This is a genomic window from Paractinoplanes tereljensis (assembly GCF_016862435.1).
GTDB lineage: Bacteria > Actinomycetota > Actinomycetes > Mycobacteriales > Micromonosporaceae > Actinoplanes > Actinoplanes tereljensis.
In genome coordinates, this window is the sequence record NZ_BOMY01000028.1 from 27,368 (window position 1) to 52,010 (window position 24,643).

Annotated in this window: 27 protein-coding genes and 1 pseudogene; 15 read left to right on the plus strand and 13 right to left on the minus strand. The window is 71.3% G+C overall.

Annotated elements, in window-relative coordinates:
- The first annotated feature begins 52 nt into the window (after nt 1-52).
- Nucleotides 53-991 (plus strand): carbohydrate kinase family protein, encoded by a 939-nt coding sequence (locus Ate02nite_RS20460; RefSeq protein ID WP_203807883.1) that lies wholly within the window; start codon nt 53-55, stop codon nt 989-991.
- On the opposite strand, the gene Ate02nite_RS20465 is transcribed toward Ate02nite_RS20460, so the two are convergent.
- Genes Ate02nite_RS20465 through Ate02nite_RS20480 form a run of 4 tightly spaced genes read right to left on the minus strand, consistent with a single transcriptional unit; the run spans nt 962 to nt 3,427 of the window.
- Nucleotides 962-1,372 carry a thioesterase family protein gene (locus Ate02nite_RS20465; protein ID WP_203807885.1) on the minus strand — a complete coding sequence of 137 codons (411 nt, stop codon included), beginning with the start codon at nt 1,370-1,372 and terminating at the stop codon, nt 962-964. The genes Ate02nite_RS20460 and Ate02nite_RS20465 overlap by 30 nt on opposite strands.
- Before the next feature lie 10 nt (nt 1,373-1,382).
- Nucleotides 1,383-2,708 (minus strand): PH domain-containing protein, encoded by a 1,326-nt coding sequence (locus tag Ate02nite_RS20470; protein ID WP_203807887.1) that lies wholly within the window; start codon nt 2,706-2,708, stop codon nt 1,383-1,385.
- The gene (locus Ate02nite_RS20475) at nt 2,705-3,214 is read right to left on the minus strand and encodes a PH domain-containing protein (RefSeq protein ID WP_203807889.1); all 510 of its coding nucleotides are present in this window, start codon (nt 3,212-3,214) and stop codon (nt 2,705-2,707) included. Before Ate02nite_RS20475 ends, Ate02nite_RS20470 begins: the two co-directional genes overlap by 4 nt.
- 6 nt (nt 3,215-3,220) lie before the next feature.
- The gene (locus Ate02nite_RS20480) at nt 3,221-3,427 is read right to left on the minus strand and encodes a hypothetical protein (RefSeq protein WP_438871232.1); all 207 of its coding nucleotides are present in this window, start codon (nt 3,425-3,427) and stop codon (nt 3,221-3,223) included.
- A 377-nt stretch (nt 3,428-3,804) separates the two neighbouring features.
- Here Ate02nite_RS20480 and Ate02nite_RS20485 point away from each other — a divergent pair, with 377 nt between their 5' ends.
- The 3 genes from Ate02nite_RS20485 to Ate02nite_RS20495 are packed head-to-tail and all read left to right on the plus strand — an operon-like array spanning nt 3,805 to nt 6,841.
- Nucleotides 3,805-4,917 carry an AAA family ATPase gene (locus Ate02nite_RS20485; RefSeq protein WP_203807891.1) on the plus strand — a complete coding sequence of 371 codons (1,113 nt, stop codon included), beginning with the start codon at nt 3,805-3,807 and terminating at the stop codon, nt 4,915-4,917.
- Nucleotides 4,899-5,894 carry a DUF58 domain-containing protein gene (locus Ate02nite_RS20490; RefSeq protein WP_203807893.1) on the plus strand — a complete coding sequence of 332 codons (996 nt, stop codon included), beginning with the start codon at nt 4,899-4,901 and terminating at the stop codon, nt 5,892-5,894. Before Ate02nite_RS20485 ends, Ate02nite_RS20490 begins: the two co-directional genes overlap by 19 nt.
- Nucleotides 5,891-6,841, plus strand: coding sequence for a VWA domain-containing protein (locus Ate02nite_RS20495; RefSeq protein WP_203807895.1), 951 nt, complete (start codon nt 5,891-5,893; stop codon nt 6,839-6,841). Before Ate02nite_RS20490 ends, Ate02nite_RS20495 begins: the two co-directional genes overlap by 4 nt.
- Nucleotides 6,842-7,213: 372 nt before the next feature.
- Here Ate02nite_RS20495 and Ate02nite_RS20500 read toward each other — a convergent pair whose 3' ends face one another.
- The 3 genes from Ate02nite_RS20500 to Ate02nite_RS20510 form a co-directional block, all read right to left on the minus strand.
- The gene (locus Ate02nite_RS20500; protein ID WP_203807897.1) at nt 7,214-8,119 is read right to left on the minus strand and encodes an alpha/beta hydrolase; all 906 of its coding nucleotides are present in this window, start codon (nt 8,117-8,119) and stop codon (nt 7,214-7,216) included.
- Between the two features lie 63 nt (nt 8,120-8,182).
- Nucleotides 8,183-8,827, minus strand: coding sequence for a response regulator (locus tag Ate02nite_RS20505; RefSeq protein WP_203807899.1), 645 nt, complete (start codon nt 8,825-8,827; stop codon nt 8,183-8,185).
- Nucleotides 8,824-10,035: a sensor histidine kinase gene (locus Ate02nite_RS20510; RefSeq protein ID WP_203807901.1), complete on the minus strand. Its 1,212-nt coding sequence runs from the start codon at nt 10,033-10,035 to the stop codon at nt 8,824-8,826. Before Ate02nite_RS20510 ends, Ate02nite_RS20505 begins: the two co-directional genes overlap by 4 nt.
- A gap of 87 nt (nt 10,036-10,122) precedes the next feature.
- Here Ate02nite_RS20510 and fabG point away from each other — a divergent pair, with 87 nt between their 5' ends.
- The 6 genes from fabG to Ate02nite_RS20540 all read left to right on the plus strand — a co-directional run bounded on the left by fabG (nt 10,123) and on the right by Ate02nite_RS20540 (nt 14,802).
- Nucleotides 10,123-10,827, plus strand: a complete 705-nt coding sequence (gene fabG / locus Ate02nite_RS20515) for a 3-oxoacyl-ACP reductase FabG (protein ID WP_203807903.1) — start codon at nt 10,123-10,125, stop codon at nt 10,825-10,827.
- Between the two features lie 25 nt (nt 10,828-10,852).
- The gene (gene fabI, locus Ate02nite_RS20520) at nt 10,853-11,620 is read left to right on the plus strand and encodes an enoyl-ACP reductase FabI (protein ID WP_203807905.1); all 768 of its coding nucleotides are present in this window, start codon (nt 10,853-10,855) and stop codon (nt 11,618-11,620) included.
- Nucleotides 11,621-11,640: 20 nt separating this feature from the next.
- The gene (locus Ate02nite_RS20525; RefSeq protein ID WP_203807907.1) at nt 11,641-12,663 is read left to right on the plus strand and encodes a ferrochelatase; all 1,023 of its coding nucleotides are present in this window, start codon (nt 11,641-11,643) and stop codon (nt 12,661-12,663) included.
- Nucleotides 12,660-13,439: an HAD-IIA family hydrolase gene (locus Ate02nite_RS20530; RefSeq protein WP_203807909.1), complete on the plus strand. Its 780-nt coding sequence runs from the start codon at nt 12,660-12,662 to the stop codon at nt 13,437-13,439. The genes Ate02nite_RS20525 and Ate02nite_RS20530 overlap by 4 nt, the downstream gene beginning before the upstream one ends.
- Before the next feature lie 69 nt (nt 13,440-13,508).
- On the plus strand, nt 13,509-14,396 hold the full coding sequence (locus Ate02nite_RS20535; RefSeq protein ID WP_203807911.1) for a L,D-transpeptidase: 888 nt from the start codon (nt 13,509-13,511) through the stop codon (nt 14,394-14,396).
- 10 nt (nt 14,397-14,406) lie between these two features.
- Complete coding sequence (locus tag Ate02nite_RS20540; RefSeq protein ID WP_239147548.1) at nt 14,407-14,802, plus strand: NUDIX hydrolase; 396 nt, start codon at nt 14,407-14,409, stop codon at nt 14,800-14,802.
- 176 nt (nt 14,803-14,978) lie between these two features.
- Here Ate02nite_RS20540 and Ate02nite_RS20545 read toward each other — a convergent pair whose 3' ends face one another.
- Nucleotides 14,979-15,899: an ATP-binding protein gene (locus tag Ate02nite_RS20545; protein WP_203807913.1), complete on the minus strand. Its 921-nt coding sequence runs from the start codon at nt 15,897-15,899 to the stop codon at nt 14,979-14,981.
- A gap of 107 nt (nt 15,900-16,006) precedes the next feature.
- On the opposite strand from Ate02nite_RS20545, the gene Ate02nite_RS20550 reads away from it, so the two are divergent.
- Nucleotides 16,007-16,306 (plus strand): DUF1905 domain-containing protein, encoded by a 300-nt coding sequence (locus Ate02nite_RS20550; RefSeq protein ID WP_203807915.1) that lies wholly within the window; start codon nt 16,007-16,009, stop codon nt 16,304-16,306.
- Here Ate02nite_RS20550 and Ate02nite_RS20555 read toward each other — a convergent pair.
- Together Ate02nite_RS20555 and Ate02nite_RS20560 are read right to left on the minus strand one after the other, a co-directional pair.
- Entirely contained in the window at nt 16,299-16,787 is a 489-nt protein-coding gene (locus Ate02nite_RS20555) for an NUDIX domain-containing protein (RefSeq protein ID WP_203807917.1), read from the minus strand. The two genes, Ate02nite_RS20550 and Ate02nite_RS20555, sit on opposite strands and share 8 nt — an antisense overlap.
- Nucleotides 16,780-17,562 carry an Rv1486c family protein gene (locus Ate02nite_RS20560; RefSeq protein ID WP_203807919.1) on the minus strand — a complete coding sequence of 261 codons (783 nt, stop codon included), beginning with the start codon at nt 17,560-17,562 and terminating at the stop codon, nt 16,780-16,782. The genes Ate02nite_RS20555 and Ate02nite_RS20560 overlap by 8 nt, the downstream gene beginning before the upstream one ends.
- Nucleotides 17,563-17,651: 89 nt before the next feature.
- Here Ate02nite_RS20560 and Ate02nite_RS20565 point away from each other — a divergent pair, with 89 nt between their 5' ends.
- Nucleotides 17,652-18,458, plus strand: a complete 807-nt coding sequence (locus Ate02nite_RS20565; RefSeq protein ID WP_203807921.1) for a DUF3097 domain-containing protein — start codon at nt 17,652-17,654, stop codon at nt 18,456-18,458.
- On the opposite strand, the gene pdxR is transcribed toward Ate02nite_RS20565, so the two are convergent.
- Nucleotides 18,414-19,823, minus strand: coding sequence for a MocR-like pyridoxine biosynthesis transcription factor PdxR (pdxR, locus tag Ate02nite_RS20570; RefSeq protein ID WP_203808057.1), 1,410 nt, complete (start codon nt 19,821-19,823; stop codon nt 18,414-18,416). The two genes, Ate02nite_RS20565 and pdxR, sit on opposite strands and share 45 nt — an antisense overlap.
- A gap of 291 nt (nt 19,824-20,114) precedes the next feature.
- Between pdxR and Ate02nite_RS20575 the strand changes: the two are divergent.
- Nucleotides 20,115-20,690 (plus strand): annotated as a pseudogene (locus Ate02nite_RS20575) (EamA family transporter); the annotation flags it as partial.
- A gap of 15 nt (nt 20,691-20,705) precedes the next feature.
- Here the strand turns inward: Ate02nite_RS20575 and Ate02nite_RS20580 are convergent.
- Nucleotides 20,706-22,010 carry a serine hydrolase domain-containing protein gene (locus Ate02nite_RS20580; protein WP_203807923.1) on the minus strand — a complete coding sequence of 435 codons (1,305 nt, stop codon included), beginning with the start codon at nt 22,008-22,010 and terminating at the stop codon, nt 20,706-20,708.
- Nucleotides 22,011-22,117: 107 nt separating this feature from the next.
- Between Ate02nite_RS20580 and Ate02nite_RS20585 the strand changes: the two genes are divergently transcribed.
- Entirely contained in the window at nt 22,118-22,567 is a 450-nt protein-coding gene (locus Ate02nite_RS20585; RefSeq protein ID WP_203807925.1) for an NfeD family protein, read from the plus strand.
- A gap of 20 nt (nt 22,568-22,587) precedes the next feature.
- On the plus strand, nt 22,588-23,706 hold the full coding sequence (locus Ate02nite_RS20590) for an SPFH domain-containing protein (protein WP_203807927.1): 1,119 nt from the start codon (nt 22,588-22,590) through the stop codon (nt 23,704-23,706).
- 57 nt (nt 23,707-23,763) lie between these two features.
- Here the strand turns inward: Ate02nite_RS20590 and Ate02nite_RS20595 are convergent, their stop codons facing one another.
- Complete coding sequence (locus tag Ate02nite_RS20595) at nt 23,764-24,507, minus strand: hypothetical protein (RefSeq protein WP_239147549.1); 744 nt, start codon at nt 24,505-24,507, stop codon at nt 23,764-23,766.
- Nucleotides 24,508-24,643: the final 136 nt, after the last annotated feature.

The following is a 24,643-nucleotide window of genomic DNA, read 5'->3' on the forward strand; positions in this document are numbered from 1 at the left end:
GGGCCTGAGTAATGGGCGGGTCAGGCAGGGCTTAGCGGCGAAGGGAGTCAGCATGGGATACGCGGTGGTGCTGGGCGAGGCACTCGTTGATCTTCTGGAGGACGGCCACGGCCACGATCTGATCTACCGGCAGGCCATCGGGGGTGCCCCGCTCAACGTGTCGGTGGGGGCCACCCGGCTGGGCGGCGACGTGCGCTACGTCGGCTCGCTCAGCAACGACGTGCTGGGCGACCGGCTCGCCGCGTTCCTGCGCACGGCCGGGGTGGACATCCGCGGTGTGAAGCGGGTGCAGGTGCCGACCACGCTGGCCGTGACGACGTTCGAGGGGGCCGAGCCGACCTTCACGTTCTACGGCGAGCCGCCCTCCTACGCCCTGCTCGAGCCGGCCGACCTCGACACCGCCGGGATCGCCGGGGCCGACGTCCTCTACGCCGGCTCGATCTGCCTGCTGCGGGAACCGTTCCTCTCCGCGGCCCAGGCGGCCTGGAGCGTGGCTGGGCCGCTGCGGGTGTTCGACCCGAACATCCGGCCGACCTTGCTGCCGGACGCCGACGCTGTCGTAAAGACAAGGGAGCTGGTCGAGGAGTTCTTCGCGACCGCCGACCTGGTGAAGCTCAGCTCGGCCGACGCGGCCGTGCTCTACGACGGGGCCGAGCCGTCCGTCGCGGCCGAACACATCCGCAAGCTCGGCGCCAAGGCCGTCGTGGTCACCTGGGGCTCGAAGGGCGCCTATGTGGCCGCCGAGGACGGCACCGCGATGCTCCCGGCGCCGAAGGTGGACGCCGTCGACGCGACCGGCGCCGGCGACTCGGTCATGGGCGCCCTGATCCGCCGGCTGCTGGCCGACGGTTTCCCGGCCGGGCTGGAGGGCTGGCAGCGCAACGTGCGGTTCGCGCTCGCGGTGGCCGGCCTGGTCTGCGAGCGCCACGGCGGCGCGATCGCGATGCCGACCAACGAGGAGCTATCCAGCCGCTGGGGAGCCCTGGTCTAGGGCTTTCTGGATGAAGCGCTGGCGGTCGAGGAGCACCCGCTCCACCCGCACCTCGGCCACCAGCGTCTCGCCGTCGCGCACCACGACCTCGAAGATCAGCTTGCGCCCGTCCACTTTGGCGAGCGTGGCCAGCGCGGTCACCGTGCGGCCGACCGGGGTGGGCGCGCTGTGCACGACCTCGGCGCGGGTGCCGACCGTGGTGATGCCGCCGGGGATCTGACGGGCGGTCGCGGCCACGGTGGCGGCCTCGGCCAGCGCGAGGACCCGCGGCGTGCCCAGCACCGGCACGTCGCCCGAGCCGAGCGACTGGGCCGTGTCGGCGTCGGTGACGGTCAACTCCACCCGTGCGTTGGTGCCGGGCGCGAACTCCGGAAGCTCCATGCCACTGAGCTTAGGCGCGGGCGAGGCGGGCCCGGACGGCGAGTTGTTCGGCGAGCGCCCACGCCTCGGCCAGATCCCGGTCGCGGGCCTGGCCGGCCCGGCCGCCGGCGGTGTCCGCGTACACCGTGGCCAGTCCCAGCCGGCGCTGCAGCGGGCCCTGTACCACCCGCACACTCTGCAGGCGGGCGTAGGGGACCAGGCTCAGCTCGCGGGTGAGCAGCCCCCACCGGGACACGAAGACCTCGGGGGTGAGCCCGGCGCCCAGGTAGCGCAGCGCGAACGGGTGCAGCCAGCGGGCCCGGGCCGGCGGCGGCGAGGTGGCCAGCGTGGCCAGGTCGACTCCGGGCAGCACGTCCCACACCAGGGCCCGGGCGGTGGTGAACTCGCCGACCGGCAGCAGCCGGTCGGACCGTTTGCTGTCCCCGCCGGGCTCGCCCGCGTACCCGGCGATGTCCAGCCGCAAGTGCAGCCACTTGTGCCCGCGCCAGAGCAGCGGCCAGGTGGCCCCGATCGACTGGACCCGGTTGAGCGGCACGACCTGGCTGCGCGTCTCCAGCAGGCCGTAGCGCACGACGAGCCGGCCGCCGGGGTCGCGGGCCAGCCGGAAATCCCAGTCCTGCAGCACCCGCCGGACCGGTTGCAACAGCACGCCGGCCATCGCGGTGACGGTGCTGGCGATGCCGATGAACGTCCACTGCGCCTCGAGCACGAACTGCATGATCACGAACGCGATGCCGAGCGGCAGGAAGATCGCCTGCGGGGTGAGCAGCTGGCTGATCACCAGGTCGCGGTTCTGCACCCGGAGCAGCGGATGTTCGAGGGTGGGCGCGCTGGTTGCCGCGGCCCGCGCCCCGGCGCCGGCCTGCGCTTCAGCCACGGGGGTACGGCCGGCCAGCGCGAGAAGTCGTTCCCGCAGCGCGGCCGCGTCCCGGACCGTGAGGTAGGCCAGGGGTGCCTCGGTCTTGCCCCCGCCGACCACCTCGAGGCGCAGCTCGGCGAGACCGGTGAGCTGGGCCAGCAGCGGCCGGCGCAGCTCGACGGCCTGCAGGCGTTCGAGCGGGATGGCCCGGTTGCGCCGCCAGATGAGGCCGTCGGAGATGCGCAGCTCCCGGCCCACCACGTGATAGCCGGTGGTCAGCCAGCCGACCAGGGAGAAGATGACCACGCCGAGGGCGAGCACCAGCACCACGATCGCGAACCGCTCCAGACCGACCTCGTTGAGGGTTTGCCAGGAGAGGGCGGCCACGACCACGGCGATGCTCTTCGCGCCGTGCAGGATCGGGCTCAGCGGGTGCAAACGCCGTCTCGCCTCGTCGGGCGGCTGTGCCTCGGTCACAGTCCTTCGGCCCGGTCCTCGCCGAGGGCGGTGAGCCGGTCCCGCAGCCGGGACGCCTCGGCCGGGGGCAAGCCCGGCACCCGGGCGTCGCTGGCCGCGGAGGCGGTGTGCAACTGGACGGTGGCCAGGCCGAACGCGCGTTCGAGAGGGCCGGCCGTGACGTCCACGAACTGCATCCGCGCGTACGGGACGATGGACAGCCGCCGGATCAACAGGCCGTGCCGGACGAGGAGGTCCTGGTCGCGTTCGGCGTAGCCCCAGGCGCGGACGGCCCGGACGGTGATGATGGACCGCCAGATCGCGTAGACGACGACGGCCGCCATGCCGGCCCCCCACGCCCAGTGCGGGGCGAAGAACCAGCCGACGCCGAGGCCGGTGAGCAGCACGGCGACCCAGATGGCGCGGGCGATCAACTCCACTGTGATCAGCTTGGGCGACACCGGACGCCACTGCACGGTGTCGGGCCACGGGGTGAGTGCGTCGGGCGCAAGCGGCTCGGTCACCACTGAAGCCTAGGAGATCGCACCGAAGGCCGTCACTTCGCGCAGGAATCCGCGGAGCTCCAGGAAGGTGCCGAGGGACTCACGGTGGTCATCGCAGGCGAGCCAGATCTTGCGGTATTCGGGCGTGTGCAACTTCGGATTGTTCCAGTGCAAAGCCCAGACCGCCGACGCACGGCAACCTTTGGCAGAACATTGAGGTAAAAGTTCCGCGTCCACGAGCAAAGCGTAGGCCGACCGCACCGTGGGGCGTCCGGGGCTCGGCCCCGGAGCAGAAATGGCGAGAGCCCTCGATCCGCGCTTTTTGCGGATAGAGGGCTCTTAGGCTTGAGCGCCGGGCGACCACGGGGGAAGTCGCCCGGCGACGGATCGAATGTTACACGGTTTCTTTCGGAGCGCATCCTCCCGGCTCGGGTGCCCGTTCCGGCTTATCGCGAGAAAGATCGACACGACCGGGCCATGGCGGGTGACCGGCCACAGCGCGTAATACGCCTACACCGAGCGCACTTTCAGCTAGGTCGTGTAAGTCTTGTTCGTCGGCTTGGCGCCGGCAGGGTTAGATAGCAGCTTCAAGCCGCGACTGCTGTGGAGGACAGGTGGCCCAGCCACTCATGCCCGAGACCGAGACGAGTTCCAACGGCGCGCCCGTGCCCCCGGCACAGGACGCGACCCAACTGGAACGCGCCATGTTCGAGGTCAAGCGGGTGATCGTCGGCCAGGACAGAATGGTCGAGCGGATGTTCGTGGCGCTGCTGGCGCGCGGGCACTGTCTGCTCGAGGGCGTTCCTGGCGTGGCGAAGACCCTGGCCGTCGAGACCCTCGCCAAGGTCGTCGGCGGCTCCTTCTCGCGGGTGCAGTTCACCCCCGACCTGGTCCCGGCCGACATCGTCGGCACCCGGATCTATCGGCAGAGCAGTGAGAAGTTCGACGTCGAGCTCGGCCCGGTGTTCGTCAACTTCCTGCTCGCCGACGAGATCAACCGGGCCCCGGCCAAGGTGCAGTCGGCGCTGCTCGAGGTGATGGCCGAGCACCAGGTGTCGATCGGCGGGCAGTCCCACCGGGTGCCCGACCCGTTCCTGGTGATGGCCACGCAAAATCCGATCGAGCAGGAGGGTGTCTACCCGCTGCCCGAGGCGCAGCGTGACCGCTTCCTGATGAAGATCCTGGTCGGCTACCCGACCGACGCCGAGGAACGCGAGATCGTCTACCGGATGGGGGTGAGCGCCCCCGAGGCCAAGGCGGTCTTCACCCCCGACGATCTGCTCGGCCTGCAGCGCCGCGCCGATCAGGTGTTCGTGCACAACGCGCTTGTCGACTACACGGTCCGGCTGGTGCTGGCCACCCGCGCCCCGGCCCAGCACGGCATGCCCGACGTGGCGTCCTTGATTCAATACGGCGCCAGCCCCCGCGCGTCGCTCGGCATCGTCCGGGCCACCCGGGCGCTGGCCCTGCTGCGCGGCCGCGACTACGCCCTGCCGCAGGACCTGCTGGACATCGCACCCGACATCCTGCGCCACCGCCTCGTGCTCAGCTACGACGCGCTGGCCGACGACATCCCGGCCGACCACATCGTCGCCCGGATCATGCAGAGCGTGCCGATGCCGTCGGTGTCGTCCCGGCAGGGCGCCTCGCCCAACGGGGGCCCGCCCGCGGTGGCCCCGGTGAGCGCCGGTCCCCAGGCAGGTGGCGGATGGCCGGCTCAGCATTAGGGCCGGGCATCGAGGCACCCGCGCTCGAGGGAGCGGCCCGCGCCGAGGCGGTGCTGAGCCGCCTGCAGTTGCTTGTCACCCGCAAGCTGGACGGCCTGCTCCAGGGCGACTACGCCGGTCTGCTGCCCGGTCCGGGCAGCGAGGCCGGCGAGAGCCGGGAATACCTGCCGGGCGACGACGTACGCCGGATGGACTGGCCGGTCACCGCCCGCACCACCCAGCCGCACGTGCGCCGTACGGTCGCCGACCGCGAGCTGGAGACCTGGATGGCGGTCGACCTGTCGGCCAGCCTCGACTTCGGCACCGCGCAGTGGCTCAAGCGTGACCTGGTGGTCGCGGCCGCCACCGCGATGGCCCACCTGACCGTCCGCGGCGGCAACCGGATCGGCGCGGTGGTGGGCACCGGGTCGGGTTCGCTCGCCAGGGGCCGGAAGAAGAATGCCGAGCCGCCCGCGGCCGCGCCGATGGTCCGGCTCCCGGCCCGTCCCGGCCGCAAGGAGGCCCAGGGGCTGCTCCGGTCGATCGCCCGCACCCAGATCCGGCCCGGCCGCGCCGACCTGGGCGAGCTGGTCGACATGCTCAACCGTCCGCCGCGCCGCCGCGGGGTCGCCGTGGTGATCTCCGACTTCATGGCCCCGGTCGACGGCTGGGCGCGCCCGGTGCGCAAGCTCGCCGTGCGGCACGACGTGCTGGCCATCGAGGTGGTCGACCCGCGCGAGCTGGAGCTGCCCGACGTGGGGGTGATCGCCCTCGCCGACCCGGAGACCGGGGAGCTGCACGAGGTGCAGACCTCCGACGCCAAGCTGCGCCGCCGTTACGCCGAGGCGGCGGCCGAGCAGCGCGGCGCCATCGCCCGCGCCCTGCGCGCGGCCGGCGCCGCCCACCTGCGCCTGCGCACCGACACCGACTGGCTGCTGGACATGGTCCGTTTCGTGGCCGCCCAGCGACACGCACGCACCCGGGGGACCACCCGATGATCCGTTTCCTGGAACCGTGGTGGCTGCTGGTGCTGCTGCCCGTTCTCGCCCTGGCCGGGGCGTACGTGTGGCGGCAGTTCCGGCGCCGCACCTACGCCATGCGCTTCACCAACGTCGACCTGCTGCGCACCCTCGCCCCGAAGGGCCTGGGCTGGCGGCGGCACGTGTCGGCGGCCGCGTTCCTGCTGAGCCTGTTCATCCTCGGCTCCGCCCTGGCCCGGCCATCGATCGACAAGGAGGAACCGCTCGAACGGGCCACCGTCATGCTGGCGATCGACGTGTCGCTGTCGATGGAGGCCGACGACGTGGCGCCGAACCGGATCGAGGCGGCCCAGGAAGCGGCCAAGGCGTTCGTCAACGAGCTGCCGCCGACCTACAACCTGGGTCTGGTGTCGTTCGCGAAGGCGGCGAACGTGCTGGTGTCGCCGACCAAGGACCGCTCCGCGGTGATCGCGGGCATCGACGGGCTGGCGCTGGCCGAGGCGACCGCGACCGGCGAGGCCGTGTTCACCTCGCTCGACGCGATCCGCACGGTGCCGGCCGACGGCGCGGACGGCGCCCCGCCGGCCCGGATCGTGCTGCTGTCCGACGGTTACCGCACCTCGGGCCGCTCGATCGAGGACGCCGCGACGGCCGCCGCGCAGGCCAACGTGCCGGTGTCGACGATCGCGTTCGGCACCGACACCGGGGTCGTCGACATCCGCGGCAACCTGCAACGGGTGCCGGTCGACCGGCAGTCGCTGCAGCAGCTGGCCGACCAGACCAAGGGCTACTTCTACGAGGCCGCCTCGGTCAGCGAGCTCAAGCAGGTGTACGAGGACATGGGCAGCTCGATCGGCCACAAGGTCGAGGCACGCGAGGTGACCCAGTGGTACGCGGGTGCGGCACTGCTCTTCGGGCTGATGGCGGCCGCGATGAGTCTGGTGTGGACCTCACGACTGCCCTAGAAAGGCCCGCCTACGGGTTGTTGTGCACGAGCATGAAAAGCACGACAACCCAGGCGGCGGCGAGGGTGAAGCTGAGGGGTGCGATGAAGTTCTTCATGGCAGACGTCTCCCGCTCGGTGACTGGCGATGGAAGCGCTCAGATCACGTCGCGGCCGGCACCCACGCATCCCAGCGTCGCGGCGCACACGACAGGGACGGCCGCACCGCTAGAAGAGCGGTGTCAACCGGGAATGCGGGGCGGGATCGATGTCAGCAGACGGGCTGACGACCGGCCCGGCCACGACTAGGAGGATCGCTATCTCGCACAGCGATCACCTCCTGTGAAGTCGTCGGGCATCGGGGCCGTCGGAGACAATACCCCTTAAGCGCAACTTAAGAAACGCGGCCCGGCTTCTCGTGGCGAGGACCACCCGAGAGGACGACGTCGGTGACCGCGCGCAGGGTGGCGCTGCCCTCGGTGAGGTAGTAGTCGTGGCCTTCGACCCCGTCCGTGGGCAGGGCGGATGCGCCGAAGCCGGCTGAGGAGGGCCGCTTGCCCAGCCCGAGCCCGAAGAGTCGGATCTGTGGAATCCGGCGAATCCAGTCATGTGCGGCGAGCGCCGACCAGACGTGGGCCCCGCCGAGATCGGCTGCGCGACCGGCGCCCATGCCGGGCGAGCCGAGCGCGATCAGGTCGCGCACCTCGGGTAGATCCGGCGCGGCCAGCCCCACCACCAGCGAGCCGTAGCTGTGTCCGATCAGCGTGATCGTGGCGTCCGGTCGTCGCAAGGTCATATCTCGCACAAACCGGACAAGCAGTGAGGCGCCGGAGCGGGCCCGGCCGTAGGTGGCGGCGGCCACGCCGATGCCCTCGGGCGGGTCGTAACCGAGCCAGGAGATCACCGCGACGTCCCGGTCGCGCTTGCTGAGCTGCTGGTAGAGGGTGCGGCCCTGGACGCCGGGAGCGCGCCGGGCCACCCCGCCGAGGCCGCGCTCGAAGTCGACGAGGGTGGTGTCGACCCCGGGCACCAGGATGGCGATCCGGGACGCGGTGGCCAGGTCGCCGAACACCTCGGCGGTCTTGCCGTCGCCGGCCGGATCGAAGAACAGGAAATGCCGGCCCTCCGCCACCCAGGCCGCGTAGGGACAGCCGGTGGCCAGCATGCGGGTGGCCGTCTCGCGGTAGGCGTCGGCAAACACCGCCGGGGCAGCCTGGTCGGCGCGGACAGCCGGAACCGGGGTGACGGCCAGTGGGAGAAGAAAAAGGGCCAGGGCGAGGGTGCTCGGGAGGATTCGCATAGGCCGCAGATTCCGGCCGGGAAACCCCCGCGGTCGTCACCCCGAGGTCCACATTCGAGCGTGCTACCCAGGTACTACGAGCCCGGTCTCATAGGCGAAAACCACCGCCTGCGCCCGGTCGCGCAGATTGAGCTTGGCCAGGATCCGCCCGATGTGCGACTTCACCGTCTGCTCGGCCACCACCAGGTCGTCGGCGATCTCCTGGTTGGACCGGCCGCGCGCGATCAGCCGCAGCACGTCGGTCTCCCGCGGGGTGAGCGCGTTGAGCGCGGCTGGCCGGGGCCTGTTCTGCTGCGGCCGGGTGGCGAACTCGGCGATCAGCCGCCGGGTCACCGACGGCGCGAGCAGGGCCTCGCCGGCCGCCACCACCCGCACCGCGTTGATCAGATCGGCGGCCGGCGCGTCCTTGAGCAGAAACCCGCTGGCCCCGGCGCGTAGCGCCTCGTAGACGTAGTCGTCCAGGTCGAACGTGGTCAGGATCAGCACCTTGGGCCCGGCCCCGATCCGCCGGGTCGCCTCCAGCCCGTCCATCACCGGCATCCGGATGTCCATCAGCACCACGTCGGGCGCGAGGTCGCGGGCCTGGCTGACCGCCGCCGCGCCGTCGGCCGCGTCCCCGACGACGACGATGTCCGGCTGGCTGCCGAGCAGCGCGCCGAACCCCTGCCGCACCATCGCCTGGTCGTCCGCGATGAGCACCTTGATCATGTGAGCCCCACGGCGAGTGAGTTGAGCGGAAGGACGGCGTGCACCACGAACTCGGATTCAACCGCACCGGCGTTCAGCGATCCACCGAGGAGGGCGGCCCGCTCGCGCATGCCGACCAGCCCGTGGCCTCCGCCGGCCGCCGGTTCGCCGTCGAGGGCGTTGCGCACGGTGAGTTCCAGCCGATCGGGAAACCCGCGAGCTTCGACGGTCACCGGCTTGCCGGGCGCGTGCCGCGCCGCGTTGGCCAGGGCTTCCTGCACGATGCGGTACGCCGTGAGCCCGACCGTCCCGGGAACCTCCGAGAGATCAGGCGTGTAGGTGACCTCGACCCCCGCCTCCCGGGCCGTCCGCACCAGCTGGTCCAGGTCGGCGATCCCCGGCTGGGGCGCCTTCTCGGCCTCGCCCTGCTCGGAGCGCAGCACGCCGAGCAGGCGCCGCATGTCGGTGAGGGCCTCCCGGGCCGCCGCCGCGATCCCGGCCATCTCCTCCTGGGCGTCGGCCGGCAGGTCGGGCAGGCGGTAGGGGGCGGTCTCGGCGCGGACCGCGATCATCGACATGTGGTGGGCGACCACGTCGTGCATCTCCCGGGCGATCCGGGTGCGTTCCTCCAGGACCGCCCGCTTGGCCCGTTCCAGCTCGGTGAGCTCCTCCTTCTCGGCGAGCAGCTGGGTGGTGCGCCGCCGCCGGTAGAGGATGTCGCCGAGCGCGGCGATCGCCACCAGCAGGACGGCGGCACCCCAGGCGTTGGCGTCCTTCGCGTACAGGAACACCGGGATCAGGCTCAGCGCGGTGGCCCCGGCGGTCAGCCCGGAGTCCTGGGTGATCGCGAGCCGGCCCAGCACGACCAGGAAACCGAGGATCTGCACGACGTTCCACGGCCAGGATTCCTTCGGGTCGGCGTTGATCACGCCGAGGAACATCATCGGGTACGCGAGCCGCCAGGCCCAGATCGGCAGGCGCGGGGTGACCGCCACCGGGAGCACCGAACCGGCCGCCATGATGCCGATCACCACGCCGGGCAGCTCCCGGTTGTCCTCCAGGTACTCCGCGGCGGCGAACCCCAGGCCGACCAGCGCAAGCAGTCCGAGCGGGTACGCGTACGCCCAGAAACGACGCCGGGGCGCGGGTCGCGGCACCTCCCGGCGCCAGACCAGGCGGCCTAGCGGCCCCGTGGCATTGCGTCGGCCCGCCGGGCCGATAGTCTCCATCCCGGCAGGTTACGGCGCTGTTGCGGCGCCGTCGTGACCCTGTGGTGCCAACCGGCACCCCCTACCTGGGTATGAGGAGCGTTCGTCGTGGCTCGCACGGTATTGGTGACTGGCGGCAACCGGGGCATCGGCCTCGCCATCGCACAGGCATTCGCGAAGCAGGGCGACCGGGTCGCCGTGACGCACCGGGGCAGCGGCGCGCCCGAGGGGCTCTTCGGCGTGCAGTGCGACATCACCGACTCGGCCGCGGTGGACGCCGCGTTCGCCGAGGTGGAGAAGGAACTCGGCCCGGTCGAGGTGCTGGTGGCCAACGCCGGCATCACCGACGACACGCTGCTGCTGCGGATGAGTGACGACCAGTTCGAGCGGGTGGTCAACACCAACCTGGCCGGCGCGTTCCGGGTCGCCAAGCGGGCCAGCTCCAAGATGCTCCGGGCCAAGTGGGGCCGGATGATCTTCATTTCCTCGGTGGTCGGCCTGTACGGCGGCCCCGGTCAGGTGAACTACGCGGCGAGCAAGGCCGGTCTGGTCGGCATGGCCCGCAGCATTACCCGTGAGCTGGGCAGCCGCAACATCACCGCGAACGTGGTGGCGCCCGGGTTCATCGAGACCGACATGACGGCCGCTCTGTCCGAAGCGCGGCAGGCCGAGATCATCAAGGCCGTCCCGGCGGGCCGCCTGGCCAGCACCGACGAGGTGGCGGCCGCGGTCACCTTCCTGGCGTCGGACAACGCCGCCTACATCAACGGCGCCGTGATCCCGGTCGACGGCGGCCTCGGTATGGGTCACTGAGCTACTAACTAGGAGAGAATTTCCCGTGTCTGGACTGCTGGCCGGCAAGCGGCTGCTCGTCACCGGCGTGATCACCGACGCCTCGATCGCCTTCTCGGTGGCGAAGATCGCCCAGGAGCAGGGCGCGACCGTGGTGCTGACCGGCTTCGGCCGGATGTCCCTGGTCGAGCGGATCGCCAAGCGCCTCCCGTCGCCGCCGCCGGTCATCGAACTCGACGTGACCTCCCCGGAGCACCTGGCCGCGCTGCCCGACAAGGTGCGCGAGCACGTCGACGGCCTGGACGGTGTCGTTCACTCGATCGCGTTCGGCCCGCAGAGCGTGCTCGGCGGCGAGTTCCTCAACGCCCAGTGGGACGACGTCGCCAAGGCGCTGCAGGTCTCGACGTACTCGTACCAGTCCCTCGCGGTCGCCTGCCTGCCGCTGCTCACCCCCGGCTCGGGCATCGTCGGCCTGACCTTCGACGCCACCAAGGCGTGGCCGGTCTACGACTGGATGGGCGTCGCCAAGGCCGGCCTCGAGTCCGCCTCCCGCTACCTCGCGCTGCACCTCGGCAAGCAGGGCATCCGCAGCAACCTGGTGTCGGCCGGCCCGCTGCGCACGATGGCGGCCAAGTCGATCCCCGGCTTCGAGCAGTTCGAGGACGCCTGGGCCAGCCGGGCCCCGCTCGGCTGGGACCTGCAGGACACGTCGGCGGCCGGCAAGGCCGTGTGCGCGCTGCTGTCCGACTGGTTCCCGGCCACCACGGGTGAGGTTGTGCACGTCGACGGGGGTTACCACGCGCTCGGCGCCTGACCGAGGAGGAGAATGGGCGCGTGGTTTACGACGCGTTCGTCCTGCTGTCCTTCGGCGGTCCCGAGAAGCCTGATGATGTGATGCCGTTCCTGCGCAACGTGGTGCGCGGGCGCGGTGTCCCCGAGGAGCGGCTCGCCGCCGTCGCCGAGCATTACATGCACTTCGGCGGCGTGTCGCCCATCAACCAGCAGTGCCGAGACCTACTGGCGGCGGTGCAAGCTGATTTTTCCGCCAACGGCCTTGATCTGCCGACATATTGGGGCAATAGGAACTGGCATCCGATGCTCGAGGACACCGTGGCGCAGATGCGCGACGACGGGGTCACCCACGCTCTCGGCTTCGCCACCAGCGCCTACGGCGGCTACTCCTCCTGCCACCAGTACTGGGAGGACATCGATCGGGCGCGGGCGAAGGTCGGCCCCGGGGCTCCGCAGATCAGCAAGCTCCGGCAGTTCTGGGACCACCCGGGCTTCGTCGGGCCGCATGTGGACGCCGTACGGCAGGCTTGGGAGAAGTTGGACCGCCGGGCCGGCACCCGGCTGGTTTTCACCGCCCACAGCATCCCGGTGAGCATGGCGCAGAGCGCCGGTCCGACCGGCGGCCGATACACCGCCCAGCTGGAGGAGACCGCCCGGCTGGTCGCCGCCCAGGCGGCCCCCGACCTGTCCTACGACCTGGTCTGGCAGAGCCGCTCCGGGCCGCCGCAGGTGCCGTGGCTGGAGCCGGACATCAACGACCACCTGGCCGCCCTGGCTGAGAAGGGCGTCACCGACGTGGTGGTCAGCCCGATCGGGTTCGTCTCCGATCACCTCGAGGTGCTCTGGGACCTGGACAACGAGGCCCTGGAGACGGCGAAGAAGCTCGGCCTCGGCTACGCCCGCGCCGCGACCCCCAACGTCGACCCACGCTTCGTCACGATGGTCCGGCACCTGGTCGAGGAGCGGACTGCCGGGCGTGCCCAGGAACGACTCGGTACGCTCCCGGTCTGGGACAACTGCCCCGGCGGCTGTTGCCCCGCCCCCTTGAGACGAGGAAGCAAATGACCGAGCGTAAGGCCATCGAGAGCTGGCTCACCGACATGGACGGGGTCCTCGTCCACGAGGGCGAGCCGGTCCCCGGTGCGCCCGAGTTCGTCAACCGGATGAAGACCTCCGGCAAGCCGTTCCTCATCCTCACCAACAACTCGATCTACACCCCGCGCGACCTGCAGGCCCGCCTCAACCGGATGGGCTTCGACGTCCCCGAGGAGTCGATCTGGACGGCGGCCCTGGCCACCGCGCAGTTCCTGGCCGACCAGCGGCCGGGCGGCACGGCGTACGTGATCGGCGAGGCCGGCCTGACCACCGCCATGCACGCGGCCGGCTACATCCTGACCGAGTTCTCGCCCGACTACGTGGTGCTGGGCGAGACCCGCACCTACAGCTTCGAGGCGATCACCAAGGCCATCCGCCTGATCGACGGCGGCGCCCGCTTCATCTGCACCAACCCCGACGCGACCGGCCCGTCCAACGAGGGCGCCCTGCCGGCGGCCGGCTCGGTGGCCGCGATGATCTCCAAGGCGACGGGCGTAGACCCCTACTTCGTAGGAAAACCCAACCCGATGATGATGCGGTCCGCGCTCAACACCATCGACGCGCATTCCGAGAGTACGGCGATGATCGGCGACCGGATGGACACCGACGTGCTGTGCGGCCTGGAGGCGGGCCTGGAGACCATCCTGGTCCTGACCGGCATCAGCTCCAAGGCCGACGCCGAACGCTTCCCGTTCCGCCCATCCCGAATCGTCAACTCTGTCGCAGACCTGATCGCGGAAATCTGACGCTTACCCGATCCGGTGAATTCGGCCGGAATCGCGACATAGTGGGCGGCAGGTGCCTAGGTTGGATGGATGCGTCGCGGCCCTAGCCGAGCTCGCACTCGTCGGAAGGTTTCCGCGTCGGCGCTGGTGCTGGCCTTCTGTGCCCTGGGCGGCGCCGCCGCGGTGACCAAGCCCGGCCCGGCCGGCCCGGTGGCCGAGCCCGTGCCGACGGCGGTGGCGACGACGAACCCGGCGCCGAAACCCAGCCCGAGCCCGACCGTCGACCGGATTCTCCCGGCTGCCAAGCCGTCCGAAGACCTGCCGGTGATCAGCTACCTGCATGTGCCGAAGGGCTTTCCGGCCGATCCCAGTCCGGCCTCCCTGTCGCACCTGCCCGACGGGCTGCACCCGAAGCACAAGCTGGCCGTCTACGACGCTCCCGGTGGGAAGCCGCGCGCCTACCTGCCGTCCACCATCCGCGGGGTGACCGTCGTGGTCCCGGTGGTGGCGAAGAAGCCGGGCTGGTCGGCCGTCCTGCTCCCGTCGATCAACCGGCGCATCGGCTGGCTGCCCAATCACGGCTGGCAGGAGATGACGCTGCGGGACCAGGTGGTCGTGCGGCTGGGGGAGCGCACGCTGACCTGGTGGCGGGACGGCGTGCAGCAGAAGACCTGGACCGTGGCGATCGGCTCCAAGCGCACCCCGACGCCGCTGGGCCGCACCTTCGTGCTCGGCCGGACCGGCACCCACGGTGCGATCTACGCCGGGGTCGACGCTCTGGTGCTGGGCGCGGTTCCGGACGACAAGGACGCGGTGGCGCCGGGGCTGCGGGACGCGCACACCGGGATTCACGCCTGGTACCGGAAGTCGGTGTTCGGGCGCAGCGTCTCCAACGGGTGCGTGCGGATGCCGAAGGACGCCCAGGAGACGCTGCTGGCCAACCTGGCCTCAGGCACTCCCATTACGGTGATCGAATAGGCTGGGGACCGTGGTGTTGGCGACAGCGTGGGTGTGTGTGCGGGATCGGCGGGTTCTCGTGGTTCGGCCGCACTACACCGATGCGTTCTATCTGCCGGGCGGCAAACCCGAGGCCGGCGAGACGTACGCCGAGGCGGCCGCCCGCGAGGTGCGGGAGGAGGTCGGGCTCGAGCTCGACCCGGCTGACCTGACGCTGTTCACCGAGATCGTGGCCGAGGCCCACAACCGGCCGCCGGGCACCCGGGTGCGGCTGATCTGCTTCACCGGCGGGGAAAATCACGAGACTCCGGTGGCGGCGGCCGAGATCGGCGAGCTCGCGTGGTTCGACTCGAAGGATCTGGACCGCTGTGCGCCGGCGATCAAGGTGCTGCTGGGCGAGTTGGCCGAGGCCGAGTTAATAGACTGAGCCGGACCGCCGAGGCGATGTGGGTGATGAGCCGGAGCAGGTCGGCGCAGTAGACCGACGGGTTCCGGAAGCCACGCACCGGATCGAAGCGGTGCACATAGTTGCCGCCACCGCACACGTCGCGAACGGGGCACGCGAGGCACTGGGAAGCGAGCGCGGCCAACCCGATCTGCCGCCTAGCGGGCCAGCTCGGCGGCGTAGGTGTGCAGCAGGTCATGACACAGGTAGCGGCCGGGGGTGAGCTCGGTCAGCAGGCCGGCCCGGGCCAGTTCGGCGAGCAGCACCGCGGCCTGGCCGATGGTGAGGGCGACCAGGTCGGCGACCGTGGTCGCGGTGAGGTCGTGGGCCGGGTGGCGGCCGAGGAGGCGGAAGGTGCGGGCCGCGGCCGGGCTGAGCGCCCGGTAGGTCCAGGCGAACACGGACCGCGGGCCGGCGTGCGGGTCGCCGCCGCGGCTCGGCGGATCCGGTTCGCCGGCCCGGGCCGCGACCAGCGCCAGCGCCAACGGCAGACCGCCGCACTGCTCGATGACCGGGCGATAGCCGCCCAGGTAGCGGGCCGCCTCGGCGGTGGTCAGCGGCTCCACCGGCATCGACCGGGCCGCCTCCCGCACGATCAGGCCGGTCAGCTGGTTGCGGCTGGTCAGCACGGTCACGCAGGTGCGGGACGCGGGCAGCAGCGGGCGCACCTGGGTGGCCACGGTGGCGTTGTCCAGCACCACCAGGGCCCGGCGGTCGGCCATCTCGGCCCGGTAGAGGGCGGCTCGCTCGTCCAGGCCGGCCGGGATGCGCCGGGCCGGTACGCCGAGCGCGCCCAGGAAGCGCCGCAGCGCGTCGGCCGGTTCGACCGGCTGGACCGCGTGGTCGAAGCCGCGCAGGTTGACGAACAGCTGCCCGTCGGGGAACCGGTCGGCTTCCTGGCGCGCCCAGTGCACGGCGAGCGAGGTCTTCCCGATGCCGGCCGGCCCGGAGAGCATCGCGATGTCACCGCCGTCCAGCGCACTCAGCCGGGCCAGCAGGGTGGCGCGTCCGGTGAAGCGGCGCGGGCCGGTCGGGAGCTGACCGGGCGCAAGGGGATTGAGCAGCAAGGACTCGGTCATCAGCGCCTCCGGCCGGGGCAGCCGTGGCCGCCGGACACATCGACTGAGAACAATTCCATATCGGGCCGGTAGACCACAATGCGCGATGAGTCGATTACGCTGCCGCCGTGCACCTCGAATTTGATGCCGAACTGTGGATCTGGGCTGCCCGGCCGGACGAGGGCTGGACGTTCGTGAGCCTGCCGGTGGACGCCTCCGACGAGATCCGCGATCTGACCGGCGATCAGCGCCGCGGTTTCGGGGCGGTGCGCGTCGAGGCGCGCATCGGCACCTCGATCTGGCGCACGTCGGTTTTCCCGGACGCCAAGGAGGGCGCCTACGTGCTGCCGATCAAGAAGGCGGTGCGGAAGGCGCAGAAGATCGAGGCCGGCGACACCACGCGGGTGGCGGTCGAGATTCTTATCTAGCGAAGAACCGGTTGGCTACCGCGGTGTGCAGGCTGAAACCCAGCTCGGTCGGGCCGTAGAGGATTTCCCAGCCCAGGGTCTCGTCGTTCGGGGCCGAGGGTGGGATCGAGGCGGCGTCCGGCAGCGGTGGCAGCAGGCCGAAGACGAGCAGGGTGCCGTCGGGGGCGCTGAGCGTGTCGAAAAGGCGTACGGCATCGGCATTTGCTCTGAGCCCGACCTCCTCGAAGAGCTCGCGCACCGCGGCGGCCTGCCACGCCTCGCCGTAGTCGACGAACCCGCCCGGCAGGGCGAGCAGGTCCCGGGCCGGCGGGATGCCGCGCCGCACCACCAGAAGCCCGGAGCCGACCGGCTGCACGGCCACCGCGACCGGCGTCGGGTTGCGGTAGCTGGTCTCGCCGCACGCACCGCAGCGCCGGGGCCACGCCTGGCCGGCGGTGAACCGGGCACCGCAGAACGTGCAGTGCGCGAAGCGGTCAGGCATGCAGCGGCGAGTTGCAGGCGGCGACGAGCGCCTGGCGGCAGGCCGACATCAGCGGCCGCAGGGCCGCGTCACGTTGCTGGGCCTCGTAGCCGTTGATGGCGCCGCCGGGAGCGTTGGTCTCGGCCAGCGCCAGCACCTGGTCGAGCACGCTGGCCCGGGCGAACAACCGCCGGGCGCGGGGGTCGAAGCCGGGTGGCAGCGTGGCCGTGCTCTCCGGCCGGCGTAACGCCTGCAGCGCGCCGGCCAACTCCGGTTTCCAGTGCGCCACGTCGAGCTTGGTCAGCTGCGCGGTCGCCTCGCCGAGCGCGTGGGTCAGCTCGGCCTCGGCCTCGGCCGCACCGAGCTGGAACACCGGCCGGTGCTCGGCGATCGGGAAGAACCGCCACAGCAACGTCTCGAACTCGACCCCGGACCCGGACGTGTGCTGCCGCACCTGCGGAACGAACCCGAAGGTGGGCGTCACCAGGGCCTCGCCGGCCAGCATCGCCGCACCGGTCAGCTCGCCCGGACCGGGCAGGCCGCGCGGGTCACCCGGGGCGGGGAGCACCAGCCGGATCTCGTCGGGGTGAAGCTTGGCGAACAGCGGCAGCCCTTGCGGCAGCGGGACATCGGTCCAGGTGCCGGGGGCATCGGCGACGAGGTGCTCCTCATCGCCGGCGATCTCGTCGGCCAGCTCGTCGAACGGCACCAGACCGGCGCGCCAGGCGCGCACCCAGGCAACGAACCGGGTGGAGCGCCGCGCGGTGCGGGTGGCCGCATCAGCTGCGGGGGACATGCGAGCAAGGGTACGTGCCCATCGGGAAGCTTGTCTCGGCCGGAGCGTCAGAAACGCCGTGTCCCAACGCACGGGTTACCGTGCCTTGCATGTATGGGGAGGACGTGCTCAAGGCGCAGTGGCGCCGCAAACGGGTGGTGCCCGAGGTGGACGCCGAACCCGATCTGGTCGTCGAGGACGCCGATTCCGGCTTCTGCGGCGCGGTGGTCGGTTTCGAGCTGGGCGCGGTCGTGCTGGAGGACCGGTTCGGTAAGCGGCGCAACTTTCCGCTGACCCCGGCCGCGTTCCTGCTGGACGGCAAGGCGGTCACGCTGCGGAAACCGCAGGTGGCCCCGCAGCAGCCGCAACGGCGGATCACCGCCTCCGGGTCGGTTGCCGTCGCCGGGGTCAAGGCGCAGGTGGCCAAGGCCAGCCGGATCTGGGTCGAGGGCATCCACGACGCTGCGCTGGTCGAACGGATCTGGGGCGATGACCTGCGGATCGAGGGCATCGTGGTGGAACCGCTGAACGGCATCGACGACCTGCAGGCCGAGGTGCAGGCGTTCCGGCCCAGTAGGGACCGGCGTCTCGGCGTACTTGTCGACCACCTGGTGCCCGGTTCCAAGGAGAGCCGCATCGTCGCCGCCGTCACCGACCCGAATGTGCTGGTCACCGGCCACCCGTACATCGACATCTGGCAGGCGGTGAAGCCGGAGCGGATCGGTTTCAAGAAGTGGCCGATCATCCCGCCCGGCCGGCCGTGGAAGGAGGGCGTCTGCGAGGCGTTCGGCGTCCGCGAACCGGCTGACATGTGGCGCCGCATCCTGCGCGAGGTGAGCAGTTACAAGGACGTGGAGACGCCGCTGATCAACTCAATGGAACGGCTCATCGACTTCGTCACGGAGGGCTCGGCCTAGCCGCTTCGCGGCTTCGGCGAGCCGATCCGGAGAATGCGCGGCGTAACCGAGGATCAGGCCGGGCGGACCGGGTTGCAGGCGGTGCCAGGACAGCGGATGCACGAGTACGCCGTGGGCGGCGGCCCGCTTCGCGAGATCGGTGTCGGCGACATCTGATTCGAGCATGATCAGCAGGTGCAGTCCGGCCGCGACGCCGGTCACCCGGGCCTCGGGCAGGTGCTGTTCGAGCCCGGCCAGCAGGGCGTCGCGGCGGCGCCGTTGCCGTTGCCGGACCAGCCGCAGGTGCTTCTCGTAATCGCCGGAGGCCAGCAGCCGGGCCAGCACCAGCTGCGGGATGGCCGGGTTGCCGAGGTCGGAGTCGTGCTTGGCCTCGAGCAGGGCGGCCTGCATCCGGCGGGGCGCGATCAGCCAGCCGAGGCGCATGCCGGGGGCGAGTGACTTGGAGACGCTGCCGGCGTAGGCGACCTGGTCGGGGGCCGAGCCCTGCAGGGCGGCGACCGGGGCCCGGTCGTAGCGGTGCTCGGCGTCGTAGTCGTCCTCGACGATCAGCCCGTCCCAGGCCAGCAGGGCACGCCGCCGGGCCGGGCTGAGCACCACGCCGATCGGGAACTGGTGGGCCGGGGTCAGCACGGCCACGCTCTGGGTGATCCGGTCGACCCGGATGCCCTCGTCGTCCACGGGCACGCCTTCCGCCCGTACGCCCCAATGGGTCATCTGATCCCGGGCCCCGCGCGATCCCGGATCCTCGACCGCCGCGGCGGTCACGCCGCCGGCGTGCAGCGTCTGCGCGAGCAGCGCCAGCGCCTGCGCCACCCCGCCCACCACGATGATGTCGTCCGCCTCGGCGCGGACGCCGCGGGTGCGGCGCAGCCAGCCGGCCAGCTCGGCGCGCAACCGCGGGGTGCCGCCCGGATCGCCGTAGCCCAGGTCGGCTGCGGTGATCTCGTCGAGGACGGCCCGTTCGGCGCGCAGCCACTGCGCGCGCGGGAAGGCCGACAGATCGGGTACGCCCGGCGACAGGTCGAGATCGATGTGGTCGCCCGGCGGCAGCGGCAGGCGCAGGTCGTCGAGGGCGCGGCGGCGGTCCGACGGAAGCGCGGCGCCCCGGCCGTGCCCCAGCACCGTGGTGCCGGCCCCGGTGCGGCCGGTGGCCAGTCCCTCGTCGATGAGCCGCTGGTAGGCCTCGACCACGACGCCGCGGGAGATCCGCAGCTCGGTGGCGAGCACCCGGGTGGCCGGCAGGCGCGCGCCCGGGGCGAGCCGGCCGCCGTCGATCGCGTCCCGCAGGCCGGCGGTGAGCCAGGCGGTGAGGCCCTTGACCGGGGCCTGGTCGGCACGGAGCTGGAGGAAGTCGGAGCCGGAAATTGGTCCTCCTTTTGCCTACCTGCATTGGCCCTTCTACTGGACCATAGCCGGTTTCAGGATGAATCCGTGAACCGTTCAGCGACCCTGGCCGGCGCCGCCGGCATGACCTTCGTGGGCGGCAGCGTGGCCGTCTCCGGCGTCCTCGCCGACGCGCCCGTCCTGACCGTGCAAGCCCTCCGGTACGCCGTCGCCTGCCTCCTGCTGCTCGGGTTCGCCCGGCTGTCCGGCCGGCCGGTGGTGCGCCCGCGCGGCGCCGAGTGGCTGTGGCTCGCCGGGGTTGTCCTAACCGGAATGTTCGTCTTCAACCTTGCTCTCGTCCTCGGCGCACGGCACGCCGAACCGGCTGTGCTCGGGGTGGCAGTTGCCTGTGTGCCGGTGCTGCTGGCGGTGGCCGGCCCGGTCCGCGAAGGACGGGTCGTGCTGGCGGCGCTGGTGGTGACCGGGGGAGCGGCCCTGGTGCAGGGCTTCGGCCGCACCGACGGGATCGGTCTGGTGTGGGCGCTGGTGACCTTCGCCTGCGAGGCCGGGTTCACGCTGCTGGCCATCCCGGTGCTCGGCCGGCACGGCCCGCTCGGTGTCTCGGTGCACGCGACCTGGATGGCCGCTGTGCTCTTCGGACTTGCCGGGTTTTTTGTCGATCGTCAGGTGGTTTTGTCCACCGTCGATCTCCTGGCCGGCGCCTACCTGGCGGTTGGCGTCACGGCCGTCGCGTTCGTGCTCTGGTACACCTGCGTCTCCCGGATCGGCTCGGCCCGGGCCGGTCTGCTCACCGGAATCGCCCCGATCGCGGCGGCGGCCACCGGCGTCGCACTCGGCGGCCCGATGCCGTCGCCGCTGGTCTGGCTCGGCATCGGGGTGGTCGCCGGTGGCCTCTGGCTCGGCCTACGCCAGGTGGGCCGGGTTGCGGCTGAAGACGAACGTGGCGATGTCGATCCGCGGGACGGTGCCGTCGGCGTCGCGCAGGACCGTCAGCACCTCGCCCTCGTTGTCCCCGTCCACGCCGCGCCACCGGTCCGGCGCCTCCCGGACGAACCGTGAGCGGTGGTGCGGGCCGGTCATCTCCAGGGCCTCGCCGTCGGCGTGTACCTCGTACTCCCGGCCCATCCACCACCAGCGGCCGACCAGCGCGACCGTTTCGCCGGCCGGCGGGGCCGGCGGCAGCCAGGCGGCCGGCGTCGCCGGCTCGCCGTCCACCGCCGCGGTCAGCGCCTCCAGGGTCACCTCGCGGATGTGCGTTCCGGCCAGGCCGTACGAGTTGGCGAACGCGATCACGCCCAGCCGGCTCCGCCGGTGCACCGCCAGGTGGGCCACGTAACCGGGCATCGAGCCGCCGTGCCCCACGAACACCCGCTCGCCCACCCGGAACAGCTGCAACCCGAGGCCGTAGCCGCCGGTCCAGGACTCCAGGTCGCTGATCACCACCGGGGCGCACATCTCGTCGACCGTCTCCCGGGGCAGCACCTGCGGCGCCGGGTCGGTCAGGAACGCGGCCCACTTCGCCATGTCGGTGACCGTCGACCAGAGCTGGCCGGCCGGGGCCATCGCGCCCGAGTCGAGCCGGGGCTCCTCGTGCAGGCTGCCGTCCAGCTCGTGCACCACGTAACCGCGGGCGAACGGCTCCATCGGCGCGTAGGTGGTGCGCTTCATCCCGAGCGGGTCGAGCACCCGCTTGGACACCAGCGACGACCAGGACTCGCCGGTCACCCGCTGCAGCACCGCGCCGAGCAGGCCGTACGCCAGGTTCGAGTAGCGGTAGCGGCGGAACGGCGGGCCGGACAGCTTGTCGTACCCGAGGTCGGCCAGCAGCTTGTCGGCGTCCCCGCCGGTGCTGCGTTCCCACCACGGGCCGTCCGGCTCGCGCTGCAGGCCGGACACGTGCCCGAGCAGCTGGCGCAGCGTCACCCCGCCGATCGGGGTGCCCGGCAGATGCCGGTAGAGCAGGTCGTCCAGGGCGAAGAACCCTTCGTCCCGCATCTGCATGACCATGGTCGCGGTCAGCGTCTTGGTGATCGACCCGAGCCGGTACTGCGTCTTGGTGTCCGGCACCGGATGTTCCCCGACCCCGGCGAAATGCAGGACCGCCCGGTCCCGGACCACGGCAAGCGCCAGCGACGGCGTACGCCCGGCGGACTGTGCCCGGCAGGCGATCTCGTCGACCCGGCGGGCCGTTTCCGGCAACAGCGACACGTTGGACCCTCTCGACAAATGACTGTTCTGGTTAACTGCGAACCGCGGATATGGCTACGCCTGCCCGTGGCATCGCCGTTAGTGCGCGGGCGTGACACGATCGAGGTGTGGAAGCCGTTGTTTGGATCGTGCTCGGCATCGCGTTGGCGATCGCCGAGGCTTTCACGGCCACGTTCCTGATCATCTTCTTCTCGGTGGGCGCGCTGGCCGCGGCCGGCGCGGCCGCGCTCGGGGCCCCACTCCTGCTTCAGGTGATCGTCTTCGCGATCGTCTCCGGTCTCTCGGTGGGCGCGCTCCGCCCGATCATCCTGCGGCACGCCCGCCCGGCTCTCGAGTCCGGCGAGACCCCGATCGGCCTCGAAGCGATCGAGAACAGCCACGGGCTGGTTCTCGAGGAGGTCGACGGCAACCACGGCTGCATCAAGATCGACGGCGAGATCTGGCAGGCCCGCTCCTTCGACGGCAACGAGAAATACCTCCCGGGTGAACGTGTCCGGGTCATCAGAGTCAAGGGCGCCACGGCCATCGTGTGGCGCGATGACCTGCCAAATTTATAAGCAACAGATAGAGAGGCGCCATGGAAGCAGTGATCGGCGTACTAGTAATCGTGATTGTGGTGTTCGCCATCGTCACGCTGCTCCGGTCCGTCCGCATCGTCCCCCAGCAGCGGATGGACGTCGTGGAGCGCCTGGGCAAGTACAAGCGGACCCTGAGCCCCGGCCTGAACATCCTGGTCCCGTTCGTGGACGCGGTGCGCAGCAAGGTCGACATGCGCGAGCAGGTCGTCTCCTTCCCGCCGCAGCCGGTGATCACCTCCGACAACCTGGTCGTGTCGATCGACACGGTCCTCTACTTCAAGGTTGTCGACCCGGTCCGGGCCACCTACGAGATCAGCAACTTCCTGCAGGCCATCGAGCAGCTGACGGTGACCACCCTGCGTAACGTGATCGGCTCCCTCGACCTCGAGCGGGCCCTGACCAGCCGCGAGGAGATCAACCGCCACCTGTCCACGGTTCTCGACGAGACCACCGGCCGCTGGGGCATCAAGGTCACCCGGGTCGAGATCAAGGCGATCGAGCCGCCGCCGAGCATCCGCGACTCGATGGAGAAGCAGATGCGCGCCGAGCGGGAACGCCGCGCGACCATCCTCAACGCCGAGGGCCACAAGCAGGCCCAGATCCTCACGGCCGAGGGTGAGAAGCAGGCCGCGGTGCTGCGCGCCGACGGTGACCGGCAGGCCCGCATCCTGCAGGCCGAGGGCCAGGCCAAGGCGATCCGGACGGTCTTCGACGCGATCCACACCGCCAACCCGTCGCAGAAGGTGCTGGCCTACCAATACCTGCAGGCCCTGCCGCAGATCGCGAACGGCACCGCCAACAAGGTGTGGATCATCCCGACCGAGCTGACCCGTGCCCTCGAGGGGATGGGCGGCGCGCTCGGCGGCCTGGCCGGCATGGTCGGCGACATCCCTAAGTCGAACGTCGACGCGGCCTCGGTCGAGCGTGAGGCAGCTGCCGCGGCCGAGGCCGCGGCGGCCGAGGCGGAACAGGTGAATGCGCAGGTCCGGGCGGCAGAAGCCCAGGTCAGCGGCGACCCGGACCGTACGGCGGCGTTGCCCGCCCCCGATCCGATCCCGCCGTCCGCGGCACTCGGCGGCGCCGACTACAACGGCGTGCAGAACCGCGAACGCGCCTGATTCCAGGTAGACAGAAAGGGCCGGCCCGTCGTGGGCCGGCCCTTTTCGCATGACTGCTTACTTCTTCGCGGTGGTCGGCTCCGCGCTGGGCTCCTCGCTCGGCTCAGCGGACGCCTCGCCGGCGCCGTTGTCGCCGGCCTGTTCGCCGGCACCCTGGTCGGCCGCGCCGATGCCGGCCGCCGTCTTGGCGTCGGCCAGGGTCAGGCAGGCCTGCAGCAGCGTCTTCTGCGCCGAGGTCACGGCGGCGGCCGCGGCTGCGGCCTGATCCGCTGCGGCCTGGTCGTCGGCGGCTGCGCCCTCGTCGGCCGCGCCTTCCTCCGCCGCGCCTTCCTCGGCGGCCTGCTCGGCCTTCTGCTTCTTCACGGACTTCAGGGCCTTGAGGTACTTGGCGGCCAGCTTCTTGTTGGCGGCCTTCTGCTCGGCGGCGCTCTCCTCGGCGGCCGCGCCCTCCTCGCCGGCTGCACCCGCTTCCTCGGCGGCACCCGCTTCCTCGGCGGCACCCGCGTCGCCCGCGGCACCCTCGGCGGCGGCGATGTCGGCCGCGAACGTGTCACAAGCGGTCTCGAGCGCCACGGCCGAGGCCTGCGCGGCCTCGCCGGCGTTCTGCGCCTCCTGCGGCGCGAGCTTCTCGCCGTCACAGATCACATCAGCGCCGTTGATCTCCAGCGCGGCACATTTCGACACGTCGAACTGCTGCCCGTCCACCGAGATGACGCCGGCTGCCTTCGTCGAGGTGGTGCTCGCATTGGCGAACTGGACGCCGACAATTCCGGCGACGGCCACCACGCCGGCGACAACCACGGCACCGAGTGCCTTCCGCCGGTTGGGACCTTGGTTCCTCCGGTACGCACGCGGTCTCATCATCACTCCTCGATCGTGGGTGTCGATGTGCTCGGTCGGCCCGCAGTACGGACCCCAACCCACGACCGGTTCAACG